This is a genomic window from Rhizobium sp. YS-1r, assembly GCF_000757525.1.
Classification (GTDB): domain Bacteria; phylum Pseudomonadota; class Alphaproteobacteria; order Rhizobiales; family Rhizobiaceae; genus Neorhizobium; species Neorhizobium petrolearium.
Genome location: NZ_JPYQ01000055.1, coordinates 130,282 through 154,653 on the forward strand (window position 1 = coordinate 130,282; position 24,372 = coordinate 154,653).

Below are 24,372 nucleotides of genomic sequence, written 5' to 3' on the forward strand. Positions count from 1 at the left end.
TTTCGGCTCCAATGCGACGACGGACATCTTCTCCGAAGGCTTGCAGATGCGGTCCCTGAAGATCTACAAGGCGGGCGAGCTGAACGACACGCTCTACCAGATCATCCAGGACAATATCCGTTATCCGGATGCCAGCCTCGGCGACCTGCGCGCCCAGATCGCGTCCTGCCAGATCGGCGCCAAGCGGTATTCCGAGCTCATCGCGCGTTACGGTCGCGGTGTGGTGGAAAGCTGCGTCGAAACCATCTGGGACCATGCCGACAAGGCGGTCCGCCAGGTCATCGAGCGTATTCCGGACGGCACCTATTCGGCTGAAAGCTATCTCGACAATGACGGCCGCGATCTGGCGACCCCGCTGAAGATCGCCGTCAGGGTGATCGTGTCCGGCTCGACCATCACCGTCGATTTCCACGGCATGCACCCGCAGGTCAACGGCCCCTTGAACTCCGGTCGTTCGGGCGGCATTGCAGCGGCCCGCGTCGCCTTCAAGGCGCTGACTTCGCCCGAACTCGACGTCAACGAAGGCTGCTTCCGCGCTCTCAATGTCGACCTGCCGGATGGCACGATCCTCTCGGCCCGTCCGCCGGCGGCGCTCGGCCAGTGGAGCATCGCGCTGCCGACCGTCATCGACACGATCCTGAAAGCCCTGGCGCCGGCCGTGCCGGAGATCATCCCGGCCGCCCACAAGGGCGATATGGGCGGTTGCTCCTTCTTCGGCTTCTACGACGACGGCTCTCGCTTCCTGCTGATGAACATCTTCGGCGGCGGGTGGGGCGGCCGTCCGCATGAGGACGGCGAATCCGCGGCCGTCTCTGTCTGCCAGGGCGACGTGCGCAACACGCCGGTCGAGCTGCAAGAGATCAAGTATCCGTTCATCGTCGAGAAGCACGCCCTGCGTCCGGACTCCGGCGGCGCCGGCGAACATCGGGGAGGGCTCGGCATCGAGCTCACCTATCGCTGCCTGCGCGCCTGCCGCGGCAATATCAACTTCGACCGCACCGTCACCCCGCCCTGGGGCCTGCATGGCGGCAAGGCTGGCGAGATCAGCCTCGCGATCATCGACCGGGCCGACGGCACGCAGCAGAAGGTTCACAAGGCGACCGACGTACAGTTCAAGCCGGGCGACCGCATCACCTTCCTCACCGCCGGCGGCGGGGGCTATGGCGATCCGCGCAACCGTTCTCGCTCGGATCTGGAAGAGGATCTCGCCAACGGCCTCGTATCGCCGGAAGCGGCGGTCCGCGACTATGGGTACGACGAGCCTGCCCAGCCGCGCCGCATCGCGGTAAACGGCTGAGGAGCGTGACGATGATCGGCGAAATCCGCAAGAAACGGTTGATCGAGGCGATGGTGGATGCGGGGCTGGATGGCCTCGTGCTCTACGGCAATGCCTGGCAGAACGACTACCTGCGTTATGCCGCCGATTTCGGCATTCTGGAGGGCGAGGGGCTGGCGGTCGTCACCCGCGACGGTGAGGTGACGCTCTATCTCGACGATGAACTTGAAGGCGAGCGTGCTGCGGTCGAATGCCCGGAGGTGAAGACCTCGATTGCCAACGATCTGATCGGCACGGTGTCGGACGTCATCGCCCGGCTGGGCAACAGCCGCATCGCCGCCGGTCCGAAGCGTCATCTGCCTTACGGACTTGCCGCCCGGCGCGGCGACCTGCGCTTCGAGGATGCGACGGCACTGCTCGACCGGCTGCTGATGGTGAAGTCCATCGACGAGCTAAATGCGGTGCGCAGCGCGGCCCGTCTGGCTGACGAGGGTTACTCGGTGTTCCGCAGTGCCGCTGCCGTCGGCAAGAAAGATTACGAACTGATCGCGGAGATCGAATCCTTCTTCCGCAACGAAGGTGTCGACGACAATTTCATGATCATCGGTGTCGGTGGTCCGGAAGTGCGCGGCATGGCGCCGCCGCTCGGAAAGATCCTGAAGCCCGGCGATCTGGTGACGACCGAGCTCACCCCTTGCGTCAACGGTTATTACGTGCAGATCTGCCGCACGTTGGTTGTGGGCGAGCCGAACGAAGCGCAGCGCAAGGTCTTCGGTATTTATAACGACGCGCTCGAAGCCGGGCTTGCAGCGGTAAGGCCGGGCGTCACCGCTGCCGATATCGCTCGCGCTGAAAACGACATTTTTCGCGCCCACGGTTTGGGCGAATATGTGACCAGCGAATATACCCGCGTGCGCGGTCACGGTCTCGGCCTCTTCCCGGATACCAAACCGCATATCCTCGAAGACGTGAATACAGTGATCGAGGAAGGCATGTCGTTGATCGTACACCCGAACACTTACAATCCCGAGATCGGCTATTTCGTGCATGGCGACTCGCTGATCGTCCGCGCCGATGGGCCGGAAATCCTGACGACAACGCCGCGCCAGCTGTTCTCCGTCGATGCGAAGAGGGTTGCGGCATGAGACATGGTCTGATCCTCTGGCGCGAAGACGAACTCTCGCTTTCCGACGTGAAGGCGCGGCGGGTCCGCCTGCAGCAGGCGATCATCGCAGCCGGCCTGGATGGCGTCCTGATCTACACCAACCATGTACGTTCGGCTGGCGTCACCTGGGTTTCCGGCTTCACGCCCTACTGGTCGGACGGGCTGGTTCTGGTGCTGCGCGAAGGCCTGCCGATCTTCCTGACGGCGCTTTCGAAGCGCGTCGGCGAATGGGTGAAGTCTGTGGCCCCCACATTCGAAGTGGCGCATTCGCCCTTCCCCGGAAAACTAGCCGGCGAGCGGCTGGCCAAGGTGGGCGCCAGACGCCTCGGCGTGATCGAACTAGACCGCATGCCGGGTGGTGTTGTGGAAGAGATTGCCTCGGTCCTGCCGGTCGAGCTTTCCGATGCGACCGACCTCTTCACCAAAGTGCGTTGTCAGGTCGATGGAGCGGAACTCAATCTTGTGCGCCTGACGGATGGGATCGCCCGCGAGGCCTTCAAGGCCGGTGATGCAACTTCGAAATTTGCCGGCGATTTCACCGGTCCGGTCGAGCGAGCCGTGCGGCTTGCCGGCGCCGAAGAATGCTACGTCGCCGTGGCGCCGGATCCTTCCAAGGATCGCCGTTTCATCCGCACTGGCAAGGCGGAACTCGGCCGCACCTTCGCGGTGCGCCTTTCGGTCGCCTATAACGGCATCTGGGTCCGCCGCATAGAAACCTTCTCAGCCGTTTCCGAAATCGCGGCGCGCCTTGCCTCCGTGAGCGTGGAGATGGACCGGGCTTCTTCCGCCCATCCGGCCGACGGTTCGATCTCGGCTTTCTATGTGCCTGATGGGGCCAAGCTCATCGACTGGCATCTCGAAGCGCCCTACGGCACGCGGCCGCTCAAGATCATCGCAGATGCCGAGAAGCCGCTCGCCGCACCGGTGCCGTACGGCATCCTGACGACGGCCTTTACCCTGGACGGCGAGACGATCGTTGCCGCGCGGCCGGTCGGGATTGGTGATCCATGGCGACGAGAGGCGGCCGAATGAACGCACGTGATCTCGTTTCCATTCTTTCGGTGATCGATGGCGGGGACCAGAAGCTCCGCGATCTCGTGAGCCTGCATACCGTCGACGCGCTCGCATGTCTGGCGGCCGGCGCCGGTTCGAGGGAAGGTTCCTCACTTCTCGCCTTCTATCGCGAAACCGGCACCGGCGACGCAGTCTCCTCTGCTGCGGGCGCGTCGGCGGTGATCCGCTTCACGGAATGGGACGCCATCCATGTGCCCTCCTGTGCGACGCCCGATCCCATGGCGGTACCGGCAGCGCTGATTTTTGCGGGGGACTATGCTGCGTATGTGAAGGCGGTTGCCGCCGGTCACGCCGTGGGCGTGGCATTTTCGGAAGCGGTTGGCGGCGTTTCGGCCTTGCCGGAAACCTGGCCGGGCCTGTTCGCGGCGCCTGCCGTGGCGGCGGTCAGTGCGGCGATTGCGCTCGGTCTTTCCGAAGAGCAGGTGGCCCAGGCGCTGGTGTTATCGATGGCCGGCAGTTCAGGCCGCAACGGTCGTCCTTCGGGCATGCCGTCGGCGCGCTGGCTGGTGATCGGCGAGGCAACATTGAAGGGCATCCGCGCCGCTCTTGCTGCCAAGGCGGGAGTAAAGGGCGATCTGAATCTGCTATCTCCAGGCTGGATGAAGGGGCAGGCGGCAGCAGCCGTAGCGCTGGAGCCTAGCCATCTCGATCCGCTGGCGATCGCGCGTGTCGGCATGAAGCCTTTCGTCTCCGCCCGCCAGAGCGTCAATGCGATCCAGGCTTTCCGTCACCTGCTGGAAAAGGGTGTCGATGCCGGCGCCGTCGACAGCGTCGAAGTTTTTCTGCCGCCGGTCGCAGCACCCGTCGTCAGCCGGCCGCTTGTGACCGAAGATCGTTTGTCGACCATCGCCCATCTCGGCCTGCAGCTCGGTATTGCCGCCTTCGAGCCGGCACGGCTGATGGATGTGGATCGCGCCCACGCCTTCAATGCGGATGTCCTGGCCTTTGCCAAGCGCGTCACGATCACGGCCGATGACACGCTCGCTGGCGAAGGTTGGCCAGCGCGGGTTGTCGTTTCGGAAAAGGGACAGACACGCGAGGCCATCTGGCCGCAGACTTCCGGTGAGCGCGCGCAGGTGATGCTCGACCGCAAGATCGAAAGCCTTTCCGCCGCGACGGCGCAGCAATTGCAGCGGCTTAAGACCGCGCTTGCGAATGCCGACGAGGTGGCTGTTCAGGAGGCTCGCAGCCTCCTCATGAAGCTTACGGATGCCTCTTTCCCGAGGAGCGAGGCAGCCTGAAGGGGACCCTGGAATTTACGAAAAACAGATGCCGCAGGGAGTGCCGGCATCGCACAAGGAGGAGAGAATGCTGAAATTTCTGAGAATTGTAGCGACGGCGGCGGCTCTTACCGTGCTGTCCTGGAGCGGGGCAAGCGCGCAGGCGATCGAGAAAAAGGACATCACGATCGGCTTGCCGCTCAACACTTCGACATTGCTGCCGATCTACGTCGGCGATGCCAAGGGCTTCTTCACGGAAGAGGGTGTCAACGTAAAGGTCGTCGCCTTCAAGGGCGGTACGGAACTAGTGCGCGGCATGGTTGCCGGTGCGGTGGATATCGGCGTCGGCGCCTTTTCCGAAGCGCTGGTCGGCGTCGAGACTGGCCAGGGCGTGAAGGTCTTTTATGGCGGCTTCAACATGGCGGTCTTCGATTGGTATGCCGTGCCGTCGATCAAGACGCTCGAGGAAGCCAAGGGCAAGCGTTTCGGCATCTCGACCTTCGGTTCCTCCACCGACTTCCTGACCCGATATGCGCTTTCGACCAAGGGCATCAATCCGAAGACGGACGTGCAGATCGTGCAGGGGGGCGGCTCGGTTCCGCGCCTTGCCGCGATGGAAGCCGGTCAGCTCGAAGTCAATATCTTTGCGACGCCGGAAAAGTTCATGGCGGCGGATCGTGGTTTCAACCTGGTTCTGCAGCAGAAGTCGATCGCGCCGGACTTCCCTTTCCACGTCTTCTATGCGCGCGAGGACTTCATCAAGAACGATCCAAACGCCATCAAGGCCGTGCTGCGCGGCTTTGCCAAGGCGGTCCGCTGGGCCAAAGCGAATAAGGACGAGTCGGTCAAGCTTCTGGCTTCCAAGCTCGGCCTTGAAGAGAAGTATCTGAACCGCGGCTATGACGATTTCATCGATGAGATCTTCGAAGACGGCCGTATGCCGAGCGAGGTCGGCATGAAAACCTTCTGGGACATCGGCATCATGAACGGCACCTACAAGGAGCCCATGCCGGTCGAGAAATACTGGGTCGGGACATTCCACGACACCTACAACGAATGGAAGCCGTAAATCTTTTGTATGATAGTATGGCAAGAGCAGGCGAAAGCCTGCTCCAGGAGGAGGCAGGAAGTGGCGCAGATTGAAATCCGCGATCTCGGGATCGATTACCGGAAACCAAAAAGCAACGAGGTGTTTTCCGCGGTCGATGATGTAGCGCTGTCGATCGAGAAGGGCGAATTTGTCACCATCGTCGGCTCCAGTGGTTGCGGCAAGAGCACGCTCCTGATGGCGGCGGCCGGGCTTGTGAATCTGTCGCGCGGTTCGATCCGGATCGATGGCAAGGAGGTTACCGGGCCTGGTCCCGATCGTGCCGTTGTGTTTCAGGAAGCGTCACTTCTGCCCTGGCGTTCGGTCCGCGGTAATGTCAAGTTCGGGCTCGAGATGCAGCGCTGGAATGGCGGAGACCTGAACGAACGGGCCATGCAGATGATCCGCCTCGTGGGTCTCGGTCGTTTCTCCGACTATCATCCGCACCAGCTTTCGGGCGGCATGCGCCAACGCGTCAACATTGCCCGCGCGCTTGCCGTCGATCCCGAAGTTCTTCTTATGGACGAGCCGTTTGGGGCGCTCGACGCCCAGACCCGCGAGATCATGGGCACCGAACTCCTGCGCATCTGGGAGCGGGACAAGAAGACGGCGCTGTTCGTCACCCACGATATCGACGAGGCGATCTTCCTTGCCGACAAGATCGTGGTGATGGGCCGCAACCCCGGACATATCAAGGAAGTCATCAAGGTGGATCTGCCACGTCCGCGCGATGAGGCCGTGCTCGACAGCGAGGACTTCAACAATCTCCGCAGGCGGCTGCGTGCCCATCTTGCGGAGGATATGTCCAGCATGCAGCTGGTACAGGAGGTCGCATGAGATCGGCAGAAATGACCGCCGCACCGGCGGAAACCCGGCAGATTTCCCTTTCCTTCTTGCGGCCGTCACGCTCGACGGTGGTTGGCCTCGTTGCGGTTCTCCTGTTCCTCATCCTGTGGCAGATAGCGCCCTCGATGGGGTGGGTGAACGGTCGCTTCACCAGCAGGCCAACGGAAGTTTTCTTCGCGGCGCTCGATATCTTCCGGAACGATAGTTTTCTTTATCATGCCCGCATCAGCCTGACTGAGTTCGTTGCCGGTTTCGCGCTGGCGATCGTCGTCTCTATCCCGCTCGGCGTGCTTCTCGGCACGTCGAAAACCGCCCGTTATCTGATCGATCCGCCGCTGATGGCACTTTATATCGCGCCGACGCTGGTGCTGCTGCCGATCCTTGTCATCTGGCTCGGCATCGACATGGCGCCGAAGATCGCCGTGGTTTTCCTGGGCGCAGTCTTTCCGATCGTGCTGAACACCATGGCGGGCATGAGCGAAGCCGATTCGCGGCTCCTTCGTATGGCGCGTTCGTTCGGGGCGTCCAGGTTCGACATTTTCACCCGCGTTCTGGTGCCTGGTTCGTTGCCGGCGCTGCTGACGGGCATCCGGCTGGCAGTCGGTCGCGCCGTACTTGGCGTTGTCGTCGGCGAGCTTTTCGTGTCGCAGGCCGGCATCGGCTATCAGCTCAATCTCTACGGCCAGGCTATGCGCATCGACCGCCTGCTGGTCTATGCGCTGATCGTCAGCGCCTTCGGCTACACGCTGACCATCATGGTCCGTTCGGTGGAAAACAAGATTCGCGACTGGAGGTCGAAATGATCGAGCTCTTTTATCGCCGCCAGGCGTTGTTCCTCGGAACTCTGTCCATGATCGGCATCGTTGTCCTGTGGCAGATCGCTGTTGACGGAGGGTTCATCAATCCGTTCTTCATCTCGACGCCGAGCCAGGTTTGGGCGGAGTTCATCGTTCAGTTCGAGGACGGTCAGGTCGCCGCTAATGTCGGCGCAACGCTCTATTGCTTCGCGTGGTCGATGGGGCTTGCGACTGTGGCAGGCATCGTGCTCGGCATGCTGGCCGGCTGGTTCCCGGATGTAGAGGCAGCACTCGAACCCTTCATCTGGTTCAAATATTCAGCTCCCACCGTCGCCTTCTATCCGCTTTTCGTGGCTTGGCTTGGCTACGGCACGCCGACGATCATTGCGATCGCCTTTCTCTTCGCGCTGACGCCGATCTATGCCAACACCCTGTCGGGTATCAAGAATACCGACCGCGATCTTGCCAAGGCCGCCCGTTCCTTCGGGGCGAAACCGTTCGACATCTTCCTGCAGGTCGCGTTGCCGGGTTCCGTGCCGGTGATGATGGCCGGTCTTCGCCTCGGCGTCGGCCGCGCGCTGACGGGCGTTGTGGTGGCCGAGCTCTTCGGTGCCAATGCCGGGCTCGGCTACGCGATCACCTATTACGGCCAGCTCATGCAGACGACCAAGATGATGGTGTCGATCGTCATCGTCATCCTGCTCGGCGTCATCCTGACCCAGATCCTGTCGTTCCTGGAATCCAGGACCGACTCCTGGCGTATCGATACCGCCCGCTGAACATCCGAGGATAAGCCCATGAAGATCATCGATTCCCATTTCCACTGGTGGCCGCGGTCGATTTTCGAGCCGCTTCTTAAGCGCGAAGGCTATCCGAAGGCCGTCGTGAATGCGCGTGGTGGTTATACCTACCACGGTGCCAACCGCCGGCGCGGGACGGTGGCGAGCTGGAAAGAGTGGTTCGACCTCGATGAAGAGCTCGGCTATATGGACAGCCTCGGCCACGACATTTCCGTCGTCTGCTCGATCGGCCCGCTATCGGTCTATTTTTCCGAGCTGTCGGTTGAGGAGGGGCGTGATGCTGCGCTCGCCTGGAACGAGGAAATGGCCTGGGCGCAACGGCGCTATCCGGGTCGTGTCTGGGCGTCCGCTGCCGTGCCGCTGGTCGATACCAGGGTAGCGATCGACGTGCTGGACGATGCCGTCAACCGGCTCGGACTGATGGGCGTCAACCTGCCGGGAAGCGTCGGCAAGGAAGGCATGATCGATGACGAGCGGCTGGAGCCGTTCTACAGCAGGGTCGAGGAACTCGGCCTGCCGATGTTCCTGCATCCGACCGATGCGGTCTTCGCCGATCTCCTGCAGGGGTATAACGATGCGCTGCATCTGAGCCTCGGCCGCGTGATGGAGGTGAGCGCTGCGGCCTCGCGTCTCATCCTCTCCGGCATGATGGAACGGCATCCGGGCCTCAAGATCGTCATGTCGCACACGGGCGGTGCGTTGCCCTATCAGTCAGGCCGCATGGACAAGAATTCCGGGACCGCCGGCCTGCCCAAGCCTGTCAGCCATTATCTGCACCGCATGTTCACCGATACCGTCTCGCCGCACTCGGCGGGCATGAAGTTTGCGATCGAATATTTCGGCGCGGATAACGTCATGTACGGCACCGATTATCCCTGCTGGGATCCGGCCGTCTGCCTGAAGCTGCTCGAGGAGATAGAAATGACGCCGGCGGTGAAGCAAAAAATTTTTCACGACAACGCCGTGCGTATCCTCGGACTGAAGATGCCGGCTGCGGCTGCCGCCTGATTGCATTTCTGCACATGATCTGTTCGTCATTGAACATGGACCGGATGGCGAGCTCATCGTAAGTTGCCGCAGACCGCCGGGAGGGCGGTCTGGAGGAGCATTTATGGATCGCATGAAGAATAAGGTCGTTCTCGCGTTCGGCGCCGGCTCGGCCGGTCCAGGTTTCGGGAACGGCAAGGCTGCGGCCGTCGCCTATGCCCGCGAGGGCGGCAGCGTCGTCTGCGTCGACGTCAATCTCGATGCTGCGAAGAATACGCTCGATGTCATCGAATCCGAAGGTGGAACGGGTCTGGCACTGGCCGCCGATGTCACCAAATCCGCCGACATCGCGGCTGTCGTCGAGAAGACCATGGAACGCTTCGGGCGTATCGACGTGCTGCACAACAATGTCGGCATCAATGCGCCGGGCGGTGCTGCGGAGGCCACCGAAGAGAGCTGGCGGCGGGTGATGGACGTCAATCTCACCAGCGCATTTCTCACCTGCAAGGCAGTTCTGCCGATCATGGAGCGCCAGGGAAACGGCGCGATCATCAATATTTCGTCGCTCGCTTCCATCCGGTGGACCGGTTATCCATACGTTTCATATTATGCATCGAAAGCTGCGCTCAATCATTTCACCCGCGCGGTCGCGGTCGAATATGCCGCCAAGGGCATCCGAGCCAATGCCGTCCTGCCGGGGGTTATGGATACGCCGCATATCCAGAAGCAGATCAGCGGCTACTATGGTTCGGCTGAGGAAATGAAAGCGAAACGGGATGCGCTTTCACCGATGAAGCGGCAGGGAGACGGCTGGGACATCGCTTGGGCATCGGTTTTCCTGGCTTCCGATGAAGCGAAATATATTACCGGCATCGAGCTGCCGGTTGATGGCGGGTTGCATATCACGGTTTCCGGGAGTGTAAATTCCTGAGAGTCATTGGCTATTCCACAATGTGGATCGATTCGGCAATTTTTTCATTGTTCGGGCGTTTTTGGACTTGCCTAAACTCGATGGGTTACGCAAACTCCCATAATCCGAAGAGGATTGTGATCCATAGTATGGTTCAGGGCGGATGGCTGGAGGAGCCTGCCGTCGGGAGGAAAAGGGGCGAATCATCGGGGAGGATGCATTCGTCTTTTGCGGTAGAGACTGCGATCATTCCGGAGCTAAGTCCTTCAGCCTGCGCGATCAGCGCGCAGCAGAGGAGGATGACGCGTGACAGCAGCCCATAACACGATCGAGCCCGTAGACGAGGCGTCGTTGCTCGCGGGCCTCGAAGGTGTGGCGCCTCAGCAGACCGGTTCCGCCTGGATGCGGCCCGTCGAGGCGATTGCTGCGGTTTTGCTCGTCGTGATCATCGGGCTGCTTCTGGCCGGCGTTATTTCCCGTTACATTTTCTCCTTTCCCATTATCTGGATCGATGAGGTTGCGTCGATCTCCTTCCTCTGGCTTGCGATGCTGGGTGCGGCGATGGCAGTCGATCGCAGCGAACATCTGAGGCTGACGCTTTTTGTCGGCATGCTGCCGGAGAGGGTGCAGGCTTTGGCAGGGACTTTCAGCATGCTGCTGGTGGCTGTTTTTCTGGGTGCCATGCTGCGACCGGCCTATGAATATGCGATCGAGGAATCCTTCATCACCTCGGCAGCACTCAACATCCCGATGAGCTATCGCGCCGCCGCGCTGCCGGTTGGCGTGGCGCTGATGCTGGTTCTGGCGCTCGTCAATGCGTTCAAAGGCTCCAGCATCAGGCATATCGCCGTCTCCGTCGTGGTCATTGCCGCCGTGACCGGTCTGCTCTGGCTGATCGGTCCTGGTCTCAGAGAGATCGGCAACTGGAATATCCCGATCTTTCTTGTCGGGTTGGTGGCGCTGTTCCTGGTGCTCGGCGTACCGATCGCCTTCTGCTTTGGGCTCGGGACGTTGGCCTTCCTCGCATTCACCACCTCCGTGCCGGTTTTCGTGATGATCGGTCGTATGGACGAGGGTATGTCGAGCATCATCCTGTTGTCGGTGCCGATCTTCGTGCTGCTCGGCTGCATTCTCGATGCGACGGGCATGGGCAAAGCGATCGTCGAATTCCTGGCCTCATTGCTCGGCCATGTGCGAGCCGGCATGTCCTATGTGCTGCTCGGTTCGCTCTTTCTGGTTTCCGGTATTTCCGGCTCGAAGGTATCCGACATGGCGACCGTCGCACCGGCACTCTTTCCGGAAATGAAACGCCGTGGCCACAAGCCGCCGGAAATGATAGCGCTTCTGGCGACGGGCGCTGCGATGGCGGAAACCGTGCCGCCTTCGATCGTGCTGATCGTGCTGGGGTCTGCAGCCGGCGTCTCGATTGCCGGGCTCTTCACCTCCGGTTTCGCGATCGCCATGGTGCTGTTGCTGGTGCTTGCGGTGCTGGCACGTTGGAAATCCAGACATGAAGCCATGGAAGGCGTGCGCCGGGCGCCGCTTACCGTCATCAAGAAGACGCTGATGGTTGCTGCGCCGGCACTTGTCCTGCCCTTCCTGATCCGCACCGCCGTCGGCGAGGGTATTGCGACCGCGACCGAAGTTTCGACGATAGCGGTGCTCTATGCGATGATCATCGGCATGGTGCTTTACGGCGGTATCAGCCGGAAGCGGCTCTATGGAATGCTGGTGGAAACGGCGGCACTTTCCGGCGCGATCCTGATGATCCTGGGCGCTGCTTCCGCCATGGCCTGGGCTCTGACCCAGACGGGTTTTGCCGCGCAGCTGGTGGAAGCCGTTCAGGGACTTCCGGGCGGCTGGATGACATTCATGGGTGTTTCCATCCTGATCTTCATGGTGCTGGGCTGTGTGCTGGAAGGACTTCCGGCGATTGTGCTGATGGCGCCCATCATGTTCCCGGTCGCCCGCTCGCTCGGGATCAACGATATCCATTATTCCATGGTGGTCGTGACGGCGATGAATATCGGCCTTATGACCCCGCCGATCGGCATTGGTTTCTATATCGCCTGCAAGATCGGCAATGTTTCGCCGGATGAGGCCATGAAGGCCATCTGGCCCTATATCGGCGCACTGATGATCGGCCTCCTGGTGATCGCAGCCGTGCCCACCTTCTCGACGGTTTTCCTCTGAAGGCCGTGAGATCATAAACCCGGGAACTGAAATCGGAGGAGGATTTCATGAACGTCAACCGCAGAACGCTTCTTCTAGGCGCCGCCACGACCGGCCTCGCCACGACATTTTCGATCCGCACGCGTCCGGCCAATGCAGCCGAATTCACTTATAAATTCGCCAACAACCAGGCGCTGACCCATCCGATGAATATCCGCGCCAAGGAGGCGGTCGCGAAGATCCAGGAGGAGAGCGGCGGCCGTATGGCGATCAATATCTTCCCGTCGAGCCAGCTCGGTGCGGATACGGACATGTTGAACCAGGTTCGGTCCGGCGGCGTCGAAATGTTCAGCCTTTCGCCGATCATCCTCTCTACACTCGTTCCGAATGCATCGCTCAACGGCGTCGGCTTCGCTTTCCCCAGCTACGATCAGGTCTGGCCCGCCATGGACGGAGAGCTCGGCAAGTATGTACGTGGCGAGATCGAAAAGAAGGGCCTGCTGACGCTCGAAAAAATCTGGGACAACGGCTTCCGCCAGATCACCTCGTCCAAGGGGCCGATCGAAACGCCGAAGGATCTCGAAGGCTTCAAGATTCGCGTGCCGGTGAGCCCTCTCTGGACTTCGATGTTCACGGCCTTCGGCTCGGCGCCCGCGTCCATCAACTTCGCCGAAACCTATACCGCACTGCAGACCGGCATCGTCGACGGCCAGGAAAACCCGCTCGCGATTCTGACGACGGCAAAGCTCTACGAAGTACAGAAATACGTCTCGATGACGAACCATATGTGGGACGGTTTCTGGATCCTGCTGAATCGTCGTGCATGGCAATCCTTGCCTGAAGACCTACAAGATATTGTTGCCAAACATTTCAACGCCGCCGCCGAGTTGCAGCGCAAGGATGTCATGGGCCTCAACGCCACGGTCCAGGCGGAATTGGAAGGCAAGGGCATGAAGTTCAACAAGCCGGACGGCGCTCTCTTCCAGGAAAAACTGCGCAGCGCCAACTTCTATAAGGACTGGAAGGCTAAATACGGCGATGAAGCCTGGGCGATCCTCGAAAAGGCTATCGGCAAGTCGTTGAGCTGATTGGCGTTCGCCGCGGTATGGGAGAGAAGCGGTCGATGGAGGAAATGATCGAAAACCTACCCGGTCTTCGGCATGAAGTCGCTTCCGGTTCCGGCGCGCAGGCAGTGGAGCGGGCGTTACAGCTTCTTTCCATCGTCGGGCGCGGGGCAGAAAAGGGAGTCGCCTTAAGTGACGTCGTTGCCGACAGCGGTCTCAACAAACCAACTGCCCGGCGCCTTCTCATGGCGTTGATGCGGTCCCGCCTCCTTGAACAGGATGAGCTCAGCCGCCGTTATTATCTCGGCGGGGAACTCTATGTGCTCGGCATGCTGGCCTCACGCCGGCATGGTCTGCTGGAAATGGCAGGCGAAAGCCTGAAACGGCTTTCCGGACTGTCTGCGGATACGAGCTTTGTCTCGATGCGCCGGGACGACTATGCCGTCTGCCTGCATCGCGAAGAGGGCACGCATCCGGTACGTACCCACGCGTTGCTGACCGGCGACCAGAACCCGCTTGGGATCGGTGCCGGCTCGCTCGCCATGCTGGCGGCTCTACCGGATTCGGAAGTGGAGGCGATCGTCGGCAGGATCGAAAGCGTTATCGCGGTCCAGTATCCGGGATACTCGCCGGAGACCATACGCGAAGACGTCGCCCGCACGCGGGAAGCTGGCTATGCATTGAACCCGGGTCGGGTGATCGCCAATTCCTGGGGTATCGGCATGGCGATCCTGCTGCCGGACGGGCGGCTTGCCGGCGCGTTGTCGATTGCGGCGATCGACAGCCGCATGGGTGAGGAGCGCCAGAAGGAACTTGCCGGGTTGCTGCGGCAGGAGGTGGAACGGGTGCAGAGCAAGCTGCGGACGCTCTTCAGTTCCCAGAAGCCCGTGACGCAAACCATACGGCAGCCGGCGCGGCCCCGAACGCCCGAACGTGTTTGAAACGAAGGAGAAGGTCATGTCAGGAGCACAGATTGTCGGTTGGGCGCATTCGAAATTCGGCAAGTCAGAGGCCGGCTCGACCCGGGAACTGATGGCCGAGGTGATCAATCCGGCTTTGGAGCATGCCGGCATCACGGCAAGCGATATCGACGGGATTTTTGTCGGCGTTTTCAACAACGGCTTTTCGAAGCAGGATTTCCAGGGAGCGCTGGTGGCGATGGCAGCCGACGGCCTCGATCACGTTCCAGCCGTACGCATGGAAAACGCCTGCGCGACGGGCTCGGCCGCGCTTTATTCGGCGCTTGATTTCATCGCTTCCGGGCGCGGCAGGATCGCGCTCGTCGTCGGTGCTGAAAAGATGACGGCGCTACCGACAAAAGAGACAGGCGATATCCTGCTTTCAGCATCCTACCGCGAGGAGGAGGCAGATGTCGAAGGCGGTTTCGCAGGGCTCTTTGGCCGCATCGCCAGCCACTATTTCCAGCGATATGGCGACCGCTCGGAAGAGCTTGCGATGATCGCGGCGAAGAACCATGCCAATGGCATGAAGAATCCCTATGCTCATATGCAGAAGGACTTTGGCTTCGATTTCTGCAACACGGTTTCCGACAAAAACCCCTATGTCGCGGCTCCACTCCGCCGGACCGACTGCTCGCTTGTGTCCGACGGCGCGGCAGCGCTGGTGATCGCAGCACCGGAGGTCGCCGCCGGCATGAAGCGTGCGGTGGCCTTCAAGGCACGCAACCATGTGAACGACATCCTCGCCATGTCGCGGCGCGATCCGATCGCCTTCGAGGGCGCTCGCATGGCCTGGAAAAAATCGCTCGCCGAAGCAGGCCTCTCTCTCGATGATCTCAGTTTTGTCGAGACACATGACTGCTTTACCATTGCCGAGCTCATTGAGTACGAGGCGATGGGGCTCGCCAAACCCGGAGAGGGTTACCGCGTCATTCGCGAAGGCATCACCCGTAAGGACGGCCGCCTGCCCGTCAATCCGTCCGGTGGGCTCAAATCGAAGGGGCATCCGATTGGAGCGACGGGTGTTTCCATGCACGTCATGGCGGCGATGCAGCTTTGCGGCGAGGCGGGCGAGATGCAGATACCGGGTGCGGCGCTCGCCGGCGTCTTCAACATGGGCGGCGCTGCGGTCGCCAATTATGTTTCCATCTTGGAGCGGACGAAATGAATGCGATCGCCTCGGTTGCCGCCGGTGGTCATGCCGATCCGAGGGGTGGGCTTAGCCCGCGCTCGACGCGGGTGATGAACCTTGCCCGCTTCGTGACACAGGCCATGCGCCGCGAACCGGAAGGCGTCGCACTCGTCTGGGCGGACAAGACCTGGACCTGGGCGGAGTTGGAGTCGCGTATCGATGCAACGGCAACGGCGCTGCAGGAGCGTTTCGGGGTCGTCAAGGGCGACCGCATTCTGATCCAGTCGCAGAACTGCAACCAGATGTTCGAATCCATGTTCGCCTGCTTCCGGATCGGAGCAGTCTGGGTGCCGACCAATTTCCGACAGACACCGGAGGAAGTGGCGTACCTCGCCAGGGCAAGCGGCGCGACCGGAATGATCTGCAACGCGTCCTTTCCCGATCATGCCCGGGTGACACGCGAAACGAATGCTGAGATCGGCTTTGTCCTCAGCATCGGCGAGACCGATTTCGGCCCCTCCTACGATGCGATCGTAGAGGAGTTTTATGGGGAAAAGCCAGTCGAGGCGCGCATCGAGCGGGATGATCCCTGCTGGTTCTTCTTCACCTCCGGCACGACTGGACGGCCGAAAGCTGCGGTGCTGACTCATGGCCAGATGGCGTTCGTTATCAACAATCATCTCTGCGATCTGATGCCGGGTGTGACCTCCGCCGATGCGGCGCTGGTCGTCGCGCCGCTTTCCCATGGTGCGGGCGTGCACCAACTCACGCAGTTGGCGCATGGGGTGAAGACCATCCTATTGCCGACAGAGAAATTCGATATCGATGCCGCCTGGGCGCTGATCGAGACGTGGCGCGTCTCGACGATGTTCACCGTGCCGACGATCCTGAAGCTCCTGGTCGAGCATCCGGCGGCTGAGAAATACGACCATTCCTCGCTGCGCTACGTCATCTATGCCGGCGCGCCCATGTATCGCGAGGACCAGAAACGGGCTTTGAGAAGCCTCGGCCCGGTCATCGTGCAATATTTCGGGCTCGGCGAGGTGACCGGCGCGATCACGGTGTTGCCTCCGGCGCTGCATTCGGCGGAAGACGGCGCGGGCGTGAAGATCGGTACATGCGGCATCGAACGCACCGGCATGCAGGTCTCGATCCAGAACGACACGGGCGAGGAGGTCGCTCCCTTCGAGACAGGCGAAATCTGCGTCATCGGCCCGGCGGTCTTTGCCGGCTACTACGACAATCCGGAAGCCAATGAAAAGGCGTTCCGCAACGGCTGGTTCCGCACCGGCGACCTCGGCCATATGGACGACCAGGGCTTTCTCTACATCACCGGGCGCGCGTCCGACATGTATATTTCCGGCGGTTCGAATGTCTATCCGCGAGAGATCGAGGAGAAGCTTCTTACGCATCCCGCGATCAGCGAAGTGGCAGTCCTCGGCGTACCGGACCCGCTCTGGGGCGAGGTCGGTTATGCGATTTGTGTTGCCAAGCCGGGCGTTTCGGCCAGCGAAGAGGAGATGTTCGCTTTCATCGACGGCAAGATGTCCCGTTACAAGATGCCAAAACGCTTCATCTTCTGGGACGCGTTGCCGAAATCCGCTTATGGCAAGATCACCAAGAAGATGATCCGCGAGGAACTGCAGGCGCGGGGTGACCTAGATCTGAAGCCGGCTAATGAGAAGCCGGCGCTGCGGCAGCTTAAGCATCCGGGACCGATCGCGCCGGTGCGGCGAGAGGCAGTGCGGACTGTGCTGCAGCCTATCGAAGGCGTGTTACGGCCCGGCGAAACCTTTATGGCCGGCGTGGCGCGTGTTTTTTCCGAGGCCGGCTGCAAAGGCGGTTTCGTCAACATCGAAGGCGGTGCCTGCGATCCGTTCCGCTATGTGCTGCCGGCTTTCTCTCCCGATAAAGAGCATGCCGCCTGGTACAGCGCGACCTTCGCGCCGGAAGCGGGTGGCAAATTCCGGGCTGCGACGGCGATCTTCGGCGAACGTGAAGGCTCGCCTTTCCTGCATTGTCACGGCATCTGGGACACGGGCGGGGGCATGCTGCGCATGGGGCATGTTCTGCCGTTCGATAGTGTGGTGAGCCGGCCGATCCCCGTCAGAGGTTATGGAAGTGCGACCGCGACCTTCGATTCCGTTTCCGACCCGGAGACGAATTTCCCGCTCTTTTCAGCCAAGGGGGAAAGCGGCGCGGGGAACGGTATCCTGCTTCGGGTGCGGCCCAACGAGGACGTGGGTATGGCGATTGAGGAGGTTTGCCGGGAACACGGCATCGAGAGCGCCCATATTTACGGTATCGGCAGCATCAATGAACCGGTCTTCGAGGATGGACACCGGGTCGCTTGCATTGCCACCGAGATCGCTATCGAAAACGGCTCGCTTGAAAATACGGCGGATGGGCTTCGGGCCTCCGTCGACGCCGCAGTCGTCGATACGGAGGGCGTGATCTATCACGGCCGGCTTGCGCGAGGCGATAATCCCGTCGGTGTCACATTCGAACTGGTCATCATCGAAAAACGAGGAAGCTGAACATGCGGAGCGTCGTCGTCACGGGTGCGGGATCGGGGATCGGCCTTTCGACGACGGAGCTTCTGGTCGATGCCGGCTGGCATGTGGTTGCCGCCGACCGCGACGCCGACGCATTGGCGCGTCTCGATGAGAAGATGGGGAACCGCACTGCAATGCTCACGCCCGTCGCACTCGACGTGACCGACGAGGCGGCTGTGGCGCGGCTTGCGGATCAATGCCGTTCGCTCGCCGCTCCGCTTGCCGCGCTCGTCAACAGCGCGGGAATCGCAGCCAATGTTCGTTTTGCCGACACGACCACGGACATGCTGAGGCGAATCTACGAGGTGAACGTTGTCGGAGCCTTTGCCCTCTCGCAGGCGCTGGCACCGGTCCTGCATGAAAACGGCGGCGGTTCGATCGTCCATATCGCATCGGTTTCCGGCATCAAGGGCAATCTCGGTCGTTCGGCTTATGGCGCCTCCAAAGGTGCGCTGATCACGCTCACGAAAATCATGGCCGTTGAACTCGCCGATGACCTGATCCGCGTCAACGCCATCGCGCCGGGGCCGATCGAGACACCGATGGTCAAGGAAAACCATACGGCCACTACCCGCGAGGAATGGCATCGCACCGTCCCGATGCGGCGCTACGGGCGGCCGGAAGAGATTGCTTCGGCTGTCGCTTTTCTCATCGATGATCGGCAGTCTTCCTATATAACCGGACAAATTCTCGCGGTCGATGGAGGCTTCACGGCGGCGGGCCTGATGGCCTGATCCGTTCCGGCACAGATCCTCTTTTGTGACAGCATCTTCACGAAATTCGGCAGCATCAGGTGCCGAGGTTCGTTGACAAGTCCTTGCATAAATTAGAAAACTGGCTCATCCGATGGCAGCCACGGGGGGACGTATCATGTCTAGGCGCGCATTTTTCGGCTTTTCCGCTCTTCTTTTCTCCTCGCTTGCTCTGGCCTCGCCCCTGGCTGCGGCTGAGCGCCGCGTCGAGACGACGCAGGACGGCGATTATCTCGGCTTTGATCTGAGAACCGTCAAGAATGTCAGCCAGGCCCAATGCGAGGCGGCTTGTATCGGCGACAATGGCTGCAAGGCCTTCACCTACAATACCAAAGCTAAATGGTGCTTCCTGAAGTCGGATTACGGCCAGCTCAACTCTTTCCAGGGTGCCGTTGCCGGCAAGATCGTGGAGATAGCGGCAGAGCCGGATCTCGGTGCGCCACCGAAGCTCACCTTCCTTTCGCAAGACCTGCTGCAGCAGGCGCGTGAACAGAAGGACGGATTGACGCTCGGCGACAACCAGCAGGGTTACGGGGTCGAGAACCTGAAGACCATCGCCCAGAGCGAACTTCTCCGCGGTAACGTCGATACCGCAATCTATAACTTCAAGGGCGCCCTTTCCCTCACACCGGATGATGGTGCGCTCTGGATTGAGCTTGCCCGCGCTGCAGGCACGGCAAAGGACAACAGCAGCGCCGATAGCGAAGGGTCGCTTGCCGCGATCAACGGTTATGAACTCTCCCGCACGACGCAAAGCCGCGCCGATGCGCTGGCGGTTCTCGCCGCAGCGCTGGCCAAACAGCAGAACTACCGATCAGCGCTCAACGCCTATAAGGCAAGCCTTGCCCTGGTGAATGCCCGCACCGTCGAGGCCGCTTACAACGATTTGCGTGATCGCCAGGGTTTTCGCGTGACCGGCAATACGGTCGATGCCGACAGTGCAAATCCACGTGCCTGCGTACAGTTCTCGGAGCCTCTGGTGAAGACCGGCGTGGACTACGCACCGTTTGTGGTGCTTGACGGCCAGGCGCCGAAAGCGATGGAAGCCAAGGACAACCAGATCTGCGTCGAAGGCCTGACACACGGTCAGCGCTACAAGCTGTCGCTTCGTCGTGGCCTGCCTTCCTCCGTGGACGAGCCGCTCGTCGCACAGGTCGATATCGACATTTACGTCAAGGACCGCTCGCCGATGGTGCGTTTCACCGGCGACAGCTTTGTGTTGCCTTCGACCGCTCGCCGCGGCATTCCGATCATTTCGGTCAACACGGAAAAGGCGGATCTGAAACTTTACCGCATTGGTGACCGGAACATCGCATCGTTGCTCGCCAATTCGCAGTTCCTGACCCAAATGGACGGCTACAATGCCAACCAGATCGAAGAGCAGAACGGCGAACTCGTTTGGCAAGGCACGATCGACACCGGCCAGGAACTCAACAAGGACGTGGTGACGAGCCTTCCGGTCGACGAAGTGCTGCCAACCCGCAAGCCGGGCGTCTATGTGCTGACCGCCGCTGCCTCGAATGCCGTGACCCAGGAATGGGATAACAAGGCGACGCAGTGGTTCGTGGTGTCCGATATCGGTCTTACGACCTATGCCGGTACAGACGGCCTGCATGTCTTCGCCCGCTCGCTCGGCACTGCGAAACCCATTGCCGGCGTCGATCTGCAGCTCCTTGCGAAAAACAATGAAATTCTCGGCACCGCCAGGACTGATGTGGATGGCCGCGCCGTCTTCACTGCGGGTCTGATGCGTGGCACCGCGGGAATGGTGCCGGCGGTTCTGACCGCTCAGAATAGCGGCCAGGATTACGTCTTCCTAGACATGACGCGTGCCGGTTTTGACCTTTCAGACCGTGGGGTGACGGGCCGGCCGGCGCCCGGCGCAATCGACATCCTGCCCTGGACCGAACGCGGCATCTATCGACCCGGCGAGACAGTTCATGCGAGCGCGCTTGCCCGCAACATCGATGCGACGGCGATCGAAAATCTGCCGCTCACCTTCGTGTTTCTGCGTCCGGACGGCGTCGAGGATAGGCGCATGGTCAACAATGGCTCGCTCGGTGGCTATGCGCTCGACCTACCGCTGCTCGAGACCGCCATGCGTGGCACCTGGACCATGCAGATTTTCACCGATCCGAAAGGCTCGGCGATCGGCGAGAAGACTTTCCTGGTCGACGATTTCGTGCCGGACCGCGTCGAGTTCGACATGACGAGCGAGGCAAAGGAAATCGAAATCGGCCAGCCGGTATCGGTCAATGTCGATGGTCGCTTTCTCTATGGTGCACCAGCCGCCGGCCTCGATCTCGAAGGCGAAATCACACTGAAACCAACGCGTGAGAATGCCGCCTTTCCTGGTTTCCAATTCGGCCTCGCTGATGAGGAAGAAACGGAAGCCGTGCGCATTCCGCTTGATGCGCTGGAACCTACCGACGAAGATGGCAAGGCGACTTTCGATGCTGCCGTCAGCGACGTGCCCTCGACGACGCAACTTGTCAATGCGGACATCGTGGTGCGTATGCAGGAGGCCGGCGGCCGCGCCGTCGAGCGCTCGCTCGCTCTGCCGGTCAAACCGGATGGCGCGCGGATCGGCATCAAGCCGGAATTTACAGGTGACCTTGCCGAAAACTCGGTCGGCAACTTCACCGTGATCGTCGTTGATGCGGATGGCCGGAAGCAGCCGATACAGGGCTTGCCCTGGAAACTGATCAAGGTCGAGCGCGATTATCAGTGGTATCGCGATGGCTCCTCCTGGCGTTTCGAGCCGGTAACCCGCACCAGTCAGATCGCCAATGGAACCGTGAACGTAACGGCTGACGGTGGCAGGATTTCGGTTCCGGTCAACTGGGGCCGTTATCGTCTGGAAATCGAGGCCACCGAAGTCGGCGGTCCGGTTTCCAGTGTGGAGTTCGATGCCGGTTGGTTCGTGACCGCTACCTCGACCGAAACCCCCGATGCGCTGGAAATCGCGCTCGACAAGCCAAGCTACAAGGTCGGCGACACCGCCAGGCTCAAGGTTTCGTCGCGTTATGCCGGTGAACTGATGGTCACCTCTGGTTCCGAGGACCTGATCTCGGTGCAAAATGTCAGCGTTGGTCAGAGTGGCGGCGAGGTGGAGGTTCCCGTCACGGCCGATTGGGGTGCCGGGTCTTACGTCACCGCGACACTTTATCGTCCCGGCGAGGCACAGGAGAGCCGTATGCCGATGCGTGCCATCGGCGTTACCTGGCTGAAGGTCGATCCCGAAAGCCGCGATCTGCAGGTGTCGATCGATGCGCCGGAAAAGACGCTGCCGCGCCAACCGCTCGATATTTCCGTGCAGGTGGCAGGAGCAGGTGCCAATGAGAATGCCTATGTCACGGTTGCTGCGGTGGATGTCGGCATCCTCAATCTCACACGTTATGAGCCGCCGGCGCCGGATGATTGGTATTTCGGCCAGCGTCGTCTCGGCCTTGAAATCCGCGACATCTACGGCAGACTGATCGACGGCTCGCTGGGTGCGACCGGGCGGTTACGCACCGGCGGCGACGGCGGCAGCGTTGCGTTGCAGGGCAGTCCGCCGAAGGAAAAGCTGGTCGCCTTCTTTTCGGGACCGGTGAAGCTTGACGCTGAAGGCAAGGCCAATGTCTCCTTCGACATCCCGCAGTTCAATGGCACGGCGCGTGTCATGGCGGTCGCCTGGTCGAAGACCGGCGTTGGGCATAGTGTGAAGGATGTGGTGATCCGCGATCCGGTCGTGATCACCGCAAGTCTGCCGCGATTCCTGGCGCCCGGCGACGACAGCAATTTGAGGCTCGATCTTGCCAATGCCGATGGACCTGCCGGCATTTACGACCTCAGTGTCACGACGAGCGATGCGGTTGCCGTCGGTCAGAGCGGGATCAAGCCGGTGGAACTCGCCGCAGGAGCCAAGACCAGTGTCACACTGCCGTTGGTCGGTATCGAGCCGGGTGACGGGACTGTGTCCATCCGCCTATCGAATACGTCCGGCCTGTCATTGGAACAGGTGCTCAATATTCCGGTACGGCCGGCTGCGATGCCGGTGACCGAGCGACGGCTGGTCGATCTCCGGCCCGGCGCCAGTGTCACGGTCGATTCCAACCTGCTCGCCGATAGCGTACTTCAGGGCGCTTCGGGTAGCATCAATGTCAGTCGCTCGAACGCCTTCGACATTCCGGCATTGCTGATGAGCCTCAGCCGCTACCCTTACGGCTGTGCCGAGCAGACGACCAGCCGGGCGCTGCCACTTCTCTATCTCAGCGAGATGGTCGTACAGAACGGTTTGGCCGACGATGCGGAGGTCAAGAAGCGCGTGCAGGATGCGATCTATCGCGTACTCTCCTACCAGTCCTCGGCGGGCAGTTTCGGCCTGTGGGGACCTGGCGGCGGCGACCTCTGGCTCGATTCCTACGTGACGGACTTTCTTTCACGCGCCCGGGAGCAAGGGTATGACGTCCCGGAACAGGCGTTGGTCCAGGCTCTCGAAAGCCTGCAGAACTCGCTGGGCTACACCAATAACGTCCGGGATCAGGGCAACGAGATCGCTTATGCGCTCTATGTGCTCGCCCGCAATCGCAAGGCAGCAATCAGCGATCTTCGCTATTACGCGGACACGGCGTTGAACGACTTTCCGACACCGCTGGCCAAAGCGCATGTCGCTGCCGCCCTCTCGCTTTATGGCGATGCCCAGCGGTCGAAGAGCATCTTTGCGGACTCCCTGCAGATGTCGGAACAGGCGCAGATTCACAAGGTGAGCCTGGTACGCTCCGACTACGGCTCGTCGTTGCGCGACGGCGCTGCCGTGTTGGCGCTTGCCGCCGAAAGCAAGCCGGTGCCGCCGATCGTCCCGGCATTGGCGGACATTGTTGCCAAGGAGTGGAGTACCAAGAAATACACAAGTACACAGGAACAGACCTGGATGCTGCTCGCCGCTCGCGCTCTGCAGAAGGGTGATGACAACCTGCGGCTCAATGTGAATGGTGCGGACCATCGGGGCACGCTAATGTCGCAGATGACGGGAGATGCGCTCATCGATCATCCTGTGACGATCCGAAACGATAGCGGCGATCCGTTGTCTGCGGCGATCACAACGGTGGCTGCGCCGGCCCAGCCGCTGCCGGCCGGCGGTGACGGCTTCGAGATCACCCGCACCTACTACAATATGGCCGGTGAGGAGGTGAATGTCAGCGAGGCGCAGCAGAACGAGCGTTACGTCGTTGTTCTGAGCATCACCGAAACCAATGAATGGCCATCGCGTATCGTCGTCAGCGATCTGTTGCCGGCAGGTTTCGAAATCGACAATCCGAGCATTGTCAACAGTGCCAGCCTCACCAACTTTGATTGGATCGAGGAAGTACAGGCCGCTCATACCGAATTCCGCAATGATCGTTTCGTTGCGGCCTTCGACCGGAGCGCCGGCGACAATCGGCAGATCACGCTGGCCTATGTCGTCCGCGCCGTAACACCGGGCGTCTACGATCACCCGGCCGCGCAGGTGGAGGACATGTATCGTCCGCAATTCTCGGCGCGCACCTCGACGGGCAAGATGGAGGTCGTCGTCAAGCAATAAGCGGCGGCTC

The 24,372-nt window shown here is 61.1% G+C and carries 17 protein-coding genes and 1 pseudogene; all 18 read left to right on the forward strand.

Features of this window, described 5'->3' with window-relative positions; translation table 11 throughout:
- Nucleotides 1–1,297 (forward strand): hydantoinase B/oxoprolinase family protein (locus JL39_RS23485; protein WP_161784802.1); only part of this gene is annotated, 1,297 nt, incomplete at its 5' end.
- Between the two features lie 11 nt (nt 1,298–1,308).
- Nucleotides 1,309–2,421, forward strand: coding sequence for a Xaa-Pro peptidase family protein (locus JL39_RS23490; protein ID WP_037156511.1), 1,113 nt, complete (start codon nt 1,309–1,311; stop codon nt 2,419–2,421).
- On the forward strand, nt 2,418–3,473 hold the full coding sequence (locus JL39_RS23495) for an aminopeptidase P family N-terminal domain-containing protein (protein WP_037156512.1): 1,056 nt from the start codon (nt 2,418–2,420) through the stop codon (nt 3,471–3,473). The genes JL39_RS23490 and JL39_RS23495 overlap by 4 nt, the downstream gene beginning before the upstream one ends.
- Entirely contained in the window at nt 3,470–4,756 is a 1,287-nt protein-coding gene (locus JL39_RS23500) for an MmgE/PrpD family protein (protein ID WP_037156514.1), read from the forward strand. The genes JL39_RS23495 and JL39_RS23500 overlap by 4 nt, the downstream gene beginning before the upstream one ends.
- Nucleotides 4,757–4,823: 67 nt before the next feature.
- Nucleotides 4,824–5,804 (forward strand): ABC transporter substrate-binding protein, encoded by a 981-nt coding sequence (locus JL39_RS23505; RefSeq protein ID WP_161784795.1) that lies wholly within the window; start codon nt 4,824–4,826, stop codon nt 5,802–5,804.
- A 60-nt stretch (nt 5,805–5,864) separates the two neighbouring features.
- On the forward strand, nt 5,865–6,659 hold the full coding sequence (locus JL39_RS23510; RefSeq protein ID WP_037156518.1) for an ABC transporter ATP-binding protein: 795 nt from the start codon (nt 5,865–5,867) through the stop codon (nt 6,657–6,659).
- Entirely contained in the window at nt 6,656–7,471 is an 816-nt protein-coding gene (locus JL39_RS23515; RefSeq protein ID WP_037156520.1) for an ABC transporter permease, read from the forward strand. The genes JL39_RS23510 and JL39_RS23515 overlap by 4 nt, the downstream gene beginning before the upstream one ends.
- Nucleotides 7,468–8,244 (forward strand): ABC transporter permease, encoded by a 777-nt coding sequence (locus JL39_RS23520; RefSeq protein WP_037156522.1) that lies wholly within the window; start codon nt 7,468–7,470, stop codon nt 8,242–8,244. The genes JL39_RS23515 and JL39_RS23520 overlap by 4 nt, the downstream gene beginning before the upstream one ends.
- An 18-nt stretch (nt 8,245–8,262) precedes the next feature.
- Entirely contained in the window at nt 8,263–9,273 is a 1,011-nt protein-coding gene (locus JL39_RS23525) for an amidohydrolase family protein (RefSeq protein ID WP_037156525.1), read from the forward strand.
- Between the two features lie 103 nt (nt 9,274–9,376).
- Nucleotides 9,377–10,183, forward strand: a complete 807-nt coding sequence (locus tag JL39_RS23530; RefSeq protein WP_037156527.1) for an SDR family NAD(P)-dependent oxidoreductase — start codon at nt 9,377–9,379, stop codon at nt 10,181–10,183.
- Nucleotides 10,184–10,513: 330 nt separating this feature from the next.
- Nucleotides 10,514–12,355, forward strand: a complete 1,842-nt coding sequence (locus tag JL39_RS23535) for a TRAP transporter large permease subunit (RefSeq protein ID WP_052183108.1) — start codon at nt 10,514–10,516, stop codon at nt 12,353–12,355.
- Nucleotides 12,356–12,402: 47 nt separating this feature from the next.
- Nucleotides 12,403–13,422: a TRAP transporter substrate-binding protein gene (locus tag JL39_RS23540; protein ID WP_037156530.1), complete on the forward strand. Its 1,020-nt coding sequence runs from the start codon at nt 12,403–12,405 to the stop codon at nt 13,420–13,422.
- Between the two features lie 35 nt (nt 13,423–13,457).
- Nucleotides 13,458–14,339 carry an IclR family transcriptional regulator gene (locus tag JL39_RS23545; protein WP_037156532.1) on the forward strand — a complete coding sequence of 294 codons (882 nt, stop codon included), beginning with the start codon at nt 13,458–13,460 and terminating at the stop codon, nt 14,337–14,339.
- Nucleotides 14,340–14,355: 16 nt separating this feature from the next.
- Nucleotides 14,356–15,525 carry an acetyl-CoA acetyltransferase gene (locus JL39_RS23550; RefSeq protein ID WP_037156534.1) on the forward strand — a complete coding sequence of 390 codons (1,170 nt, stop codon included), beginning with the start codon at nt 14,356–14,358 and terminating at the stop codon, nt 15,523–15,525.
- Nucleotides 15,522–17,165 (forward strand): annotated as a pseudogene (locus JL39_RS23555) (acyl-CoA synthetase); the annotation flags it as partial. The gene JL39_RS23550 and the pseudogene JL39_RS23555, both read left to right, overlap by 4 nt.
- Nucleotides 17,166–17,546: 381 nt before the next feature.
- On the forward strand, nt 17,547–18,026 hold the full coding sequence (locus JL39_RS32835) for a DUF296 domain-containing protein (protein ID WP_280114098.1): 480 nt from the start codon (nt 17,547–17,549) through the stop codon (nt 18,024–18,026).
- Between the two features lie 2 nt (nt 18,027–18,028).
- Nucleotides 18,029–18,778: an SDR family oxidoreductase gene (locus JL39_RS23560; RefSeq protein ID WP_037156536.1), complete on the forward strand. Its 750-nt coding sequence runs from the start codon at nt 18,029–18,031 to the stop codon at nt 18,776–18,778.
- A 136-nt stretch (nt 18,779–18,914) separates the two neighbouring features.
- Nucleotides 18,915–24,362: an alpha-2-macroglobulin family protein gene (locus JL39_RS23565; protein ID WP_037156538.1), complete on the forward strand. Its 5,448-nt coding sequence runs from the start codon at nt 18,915–18,917 to the stop codon at nt 24,360–24,362.
- Nucleotides 24,363–24,372 lie beyond the last annotated feature (10 nt).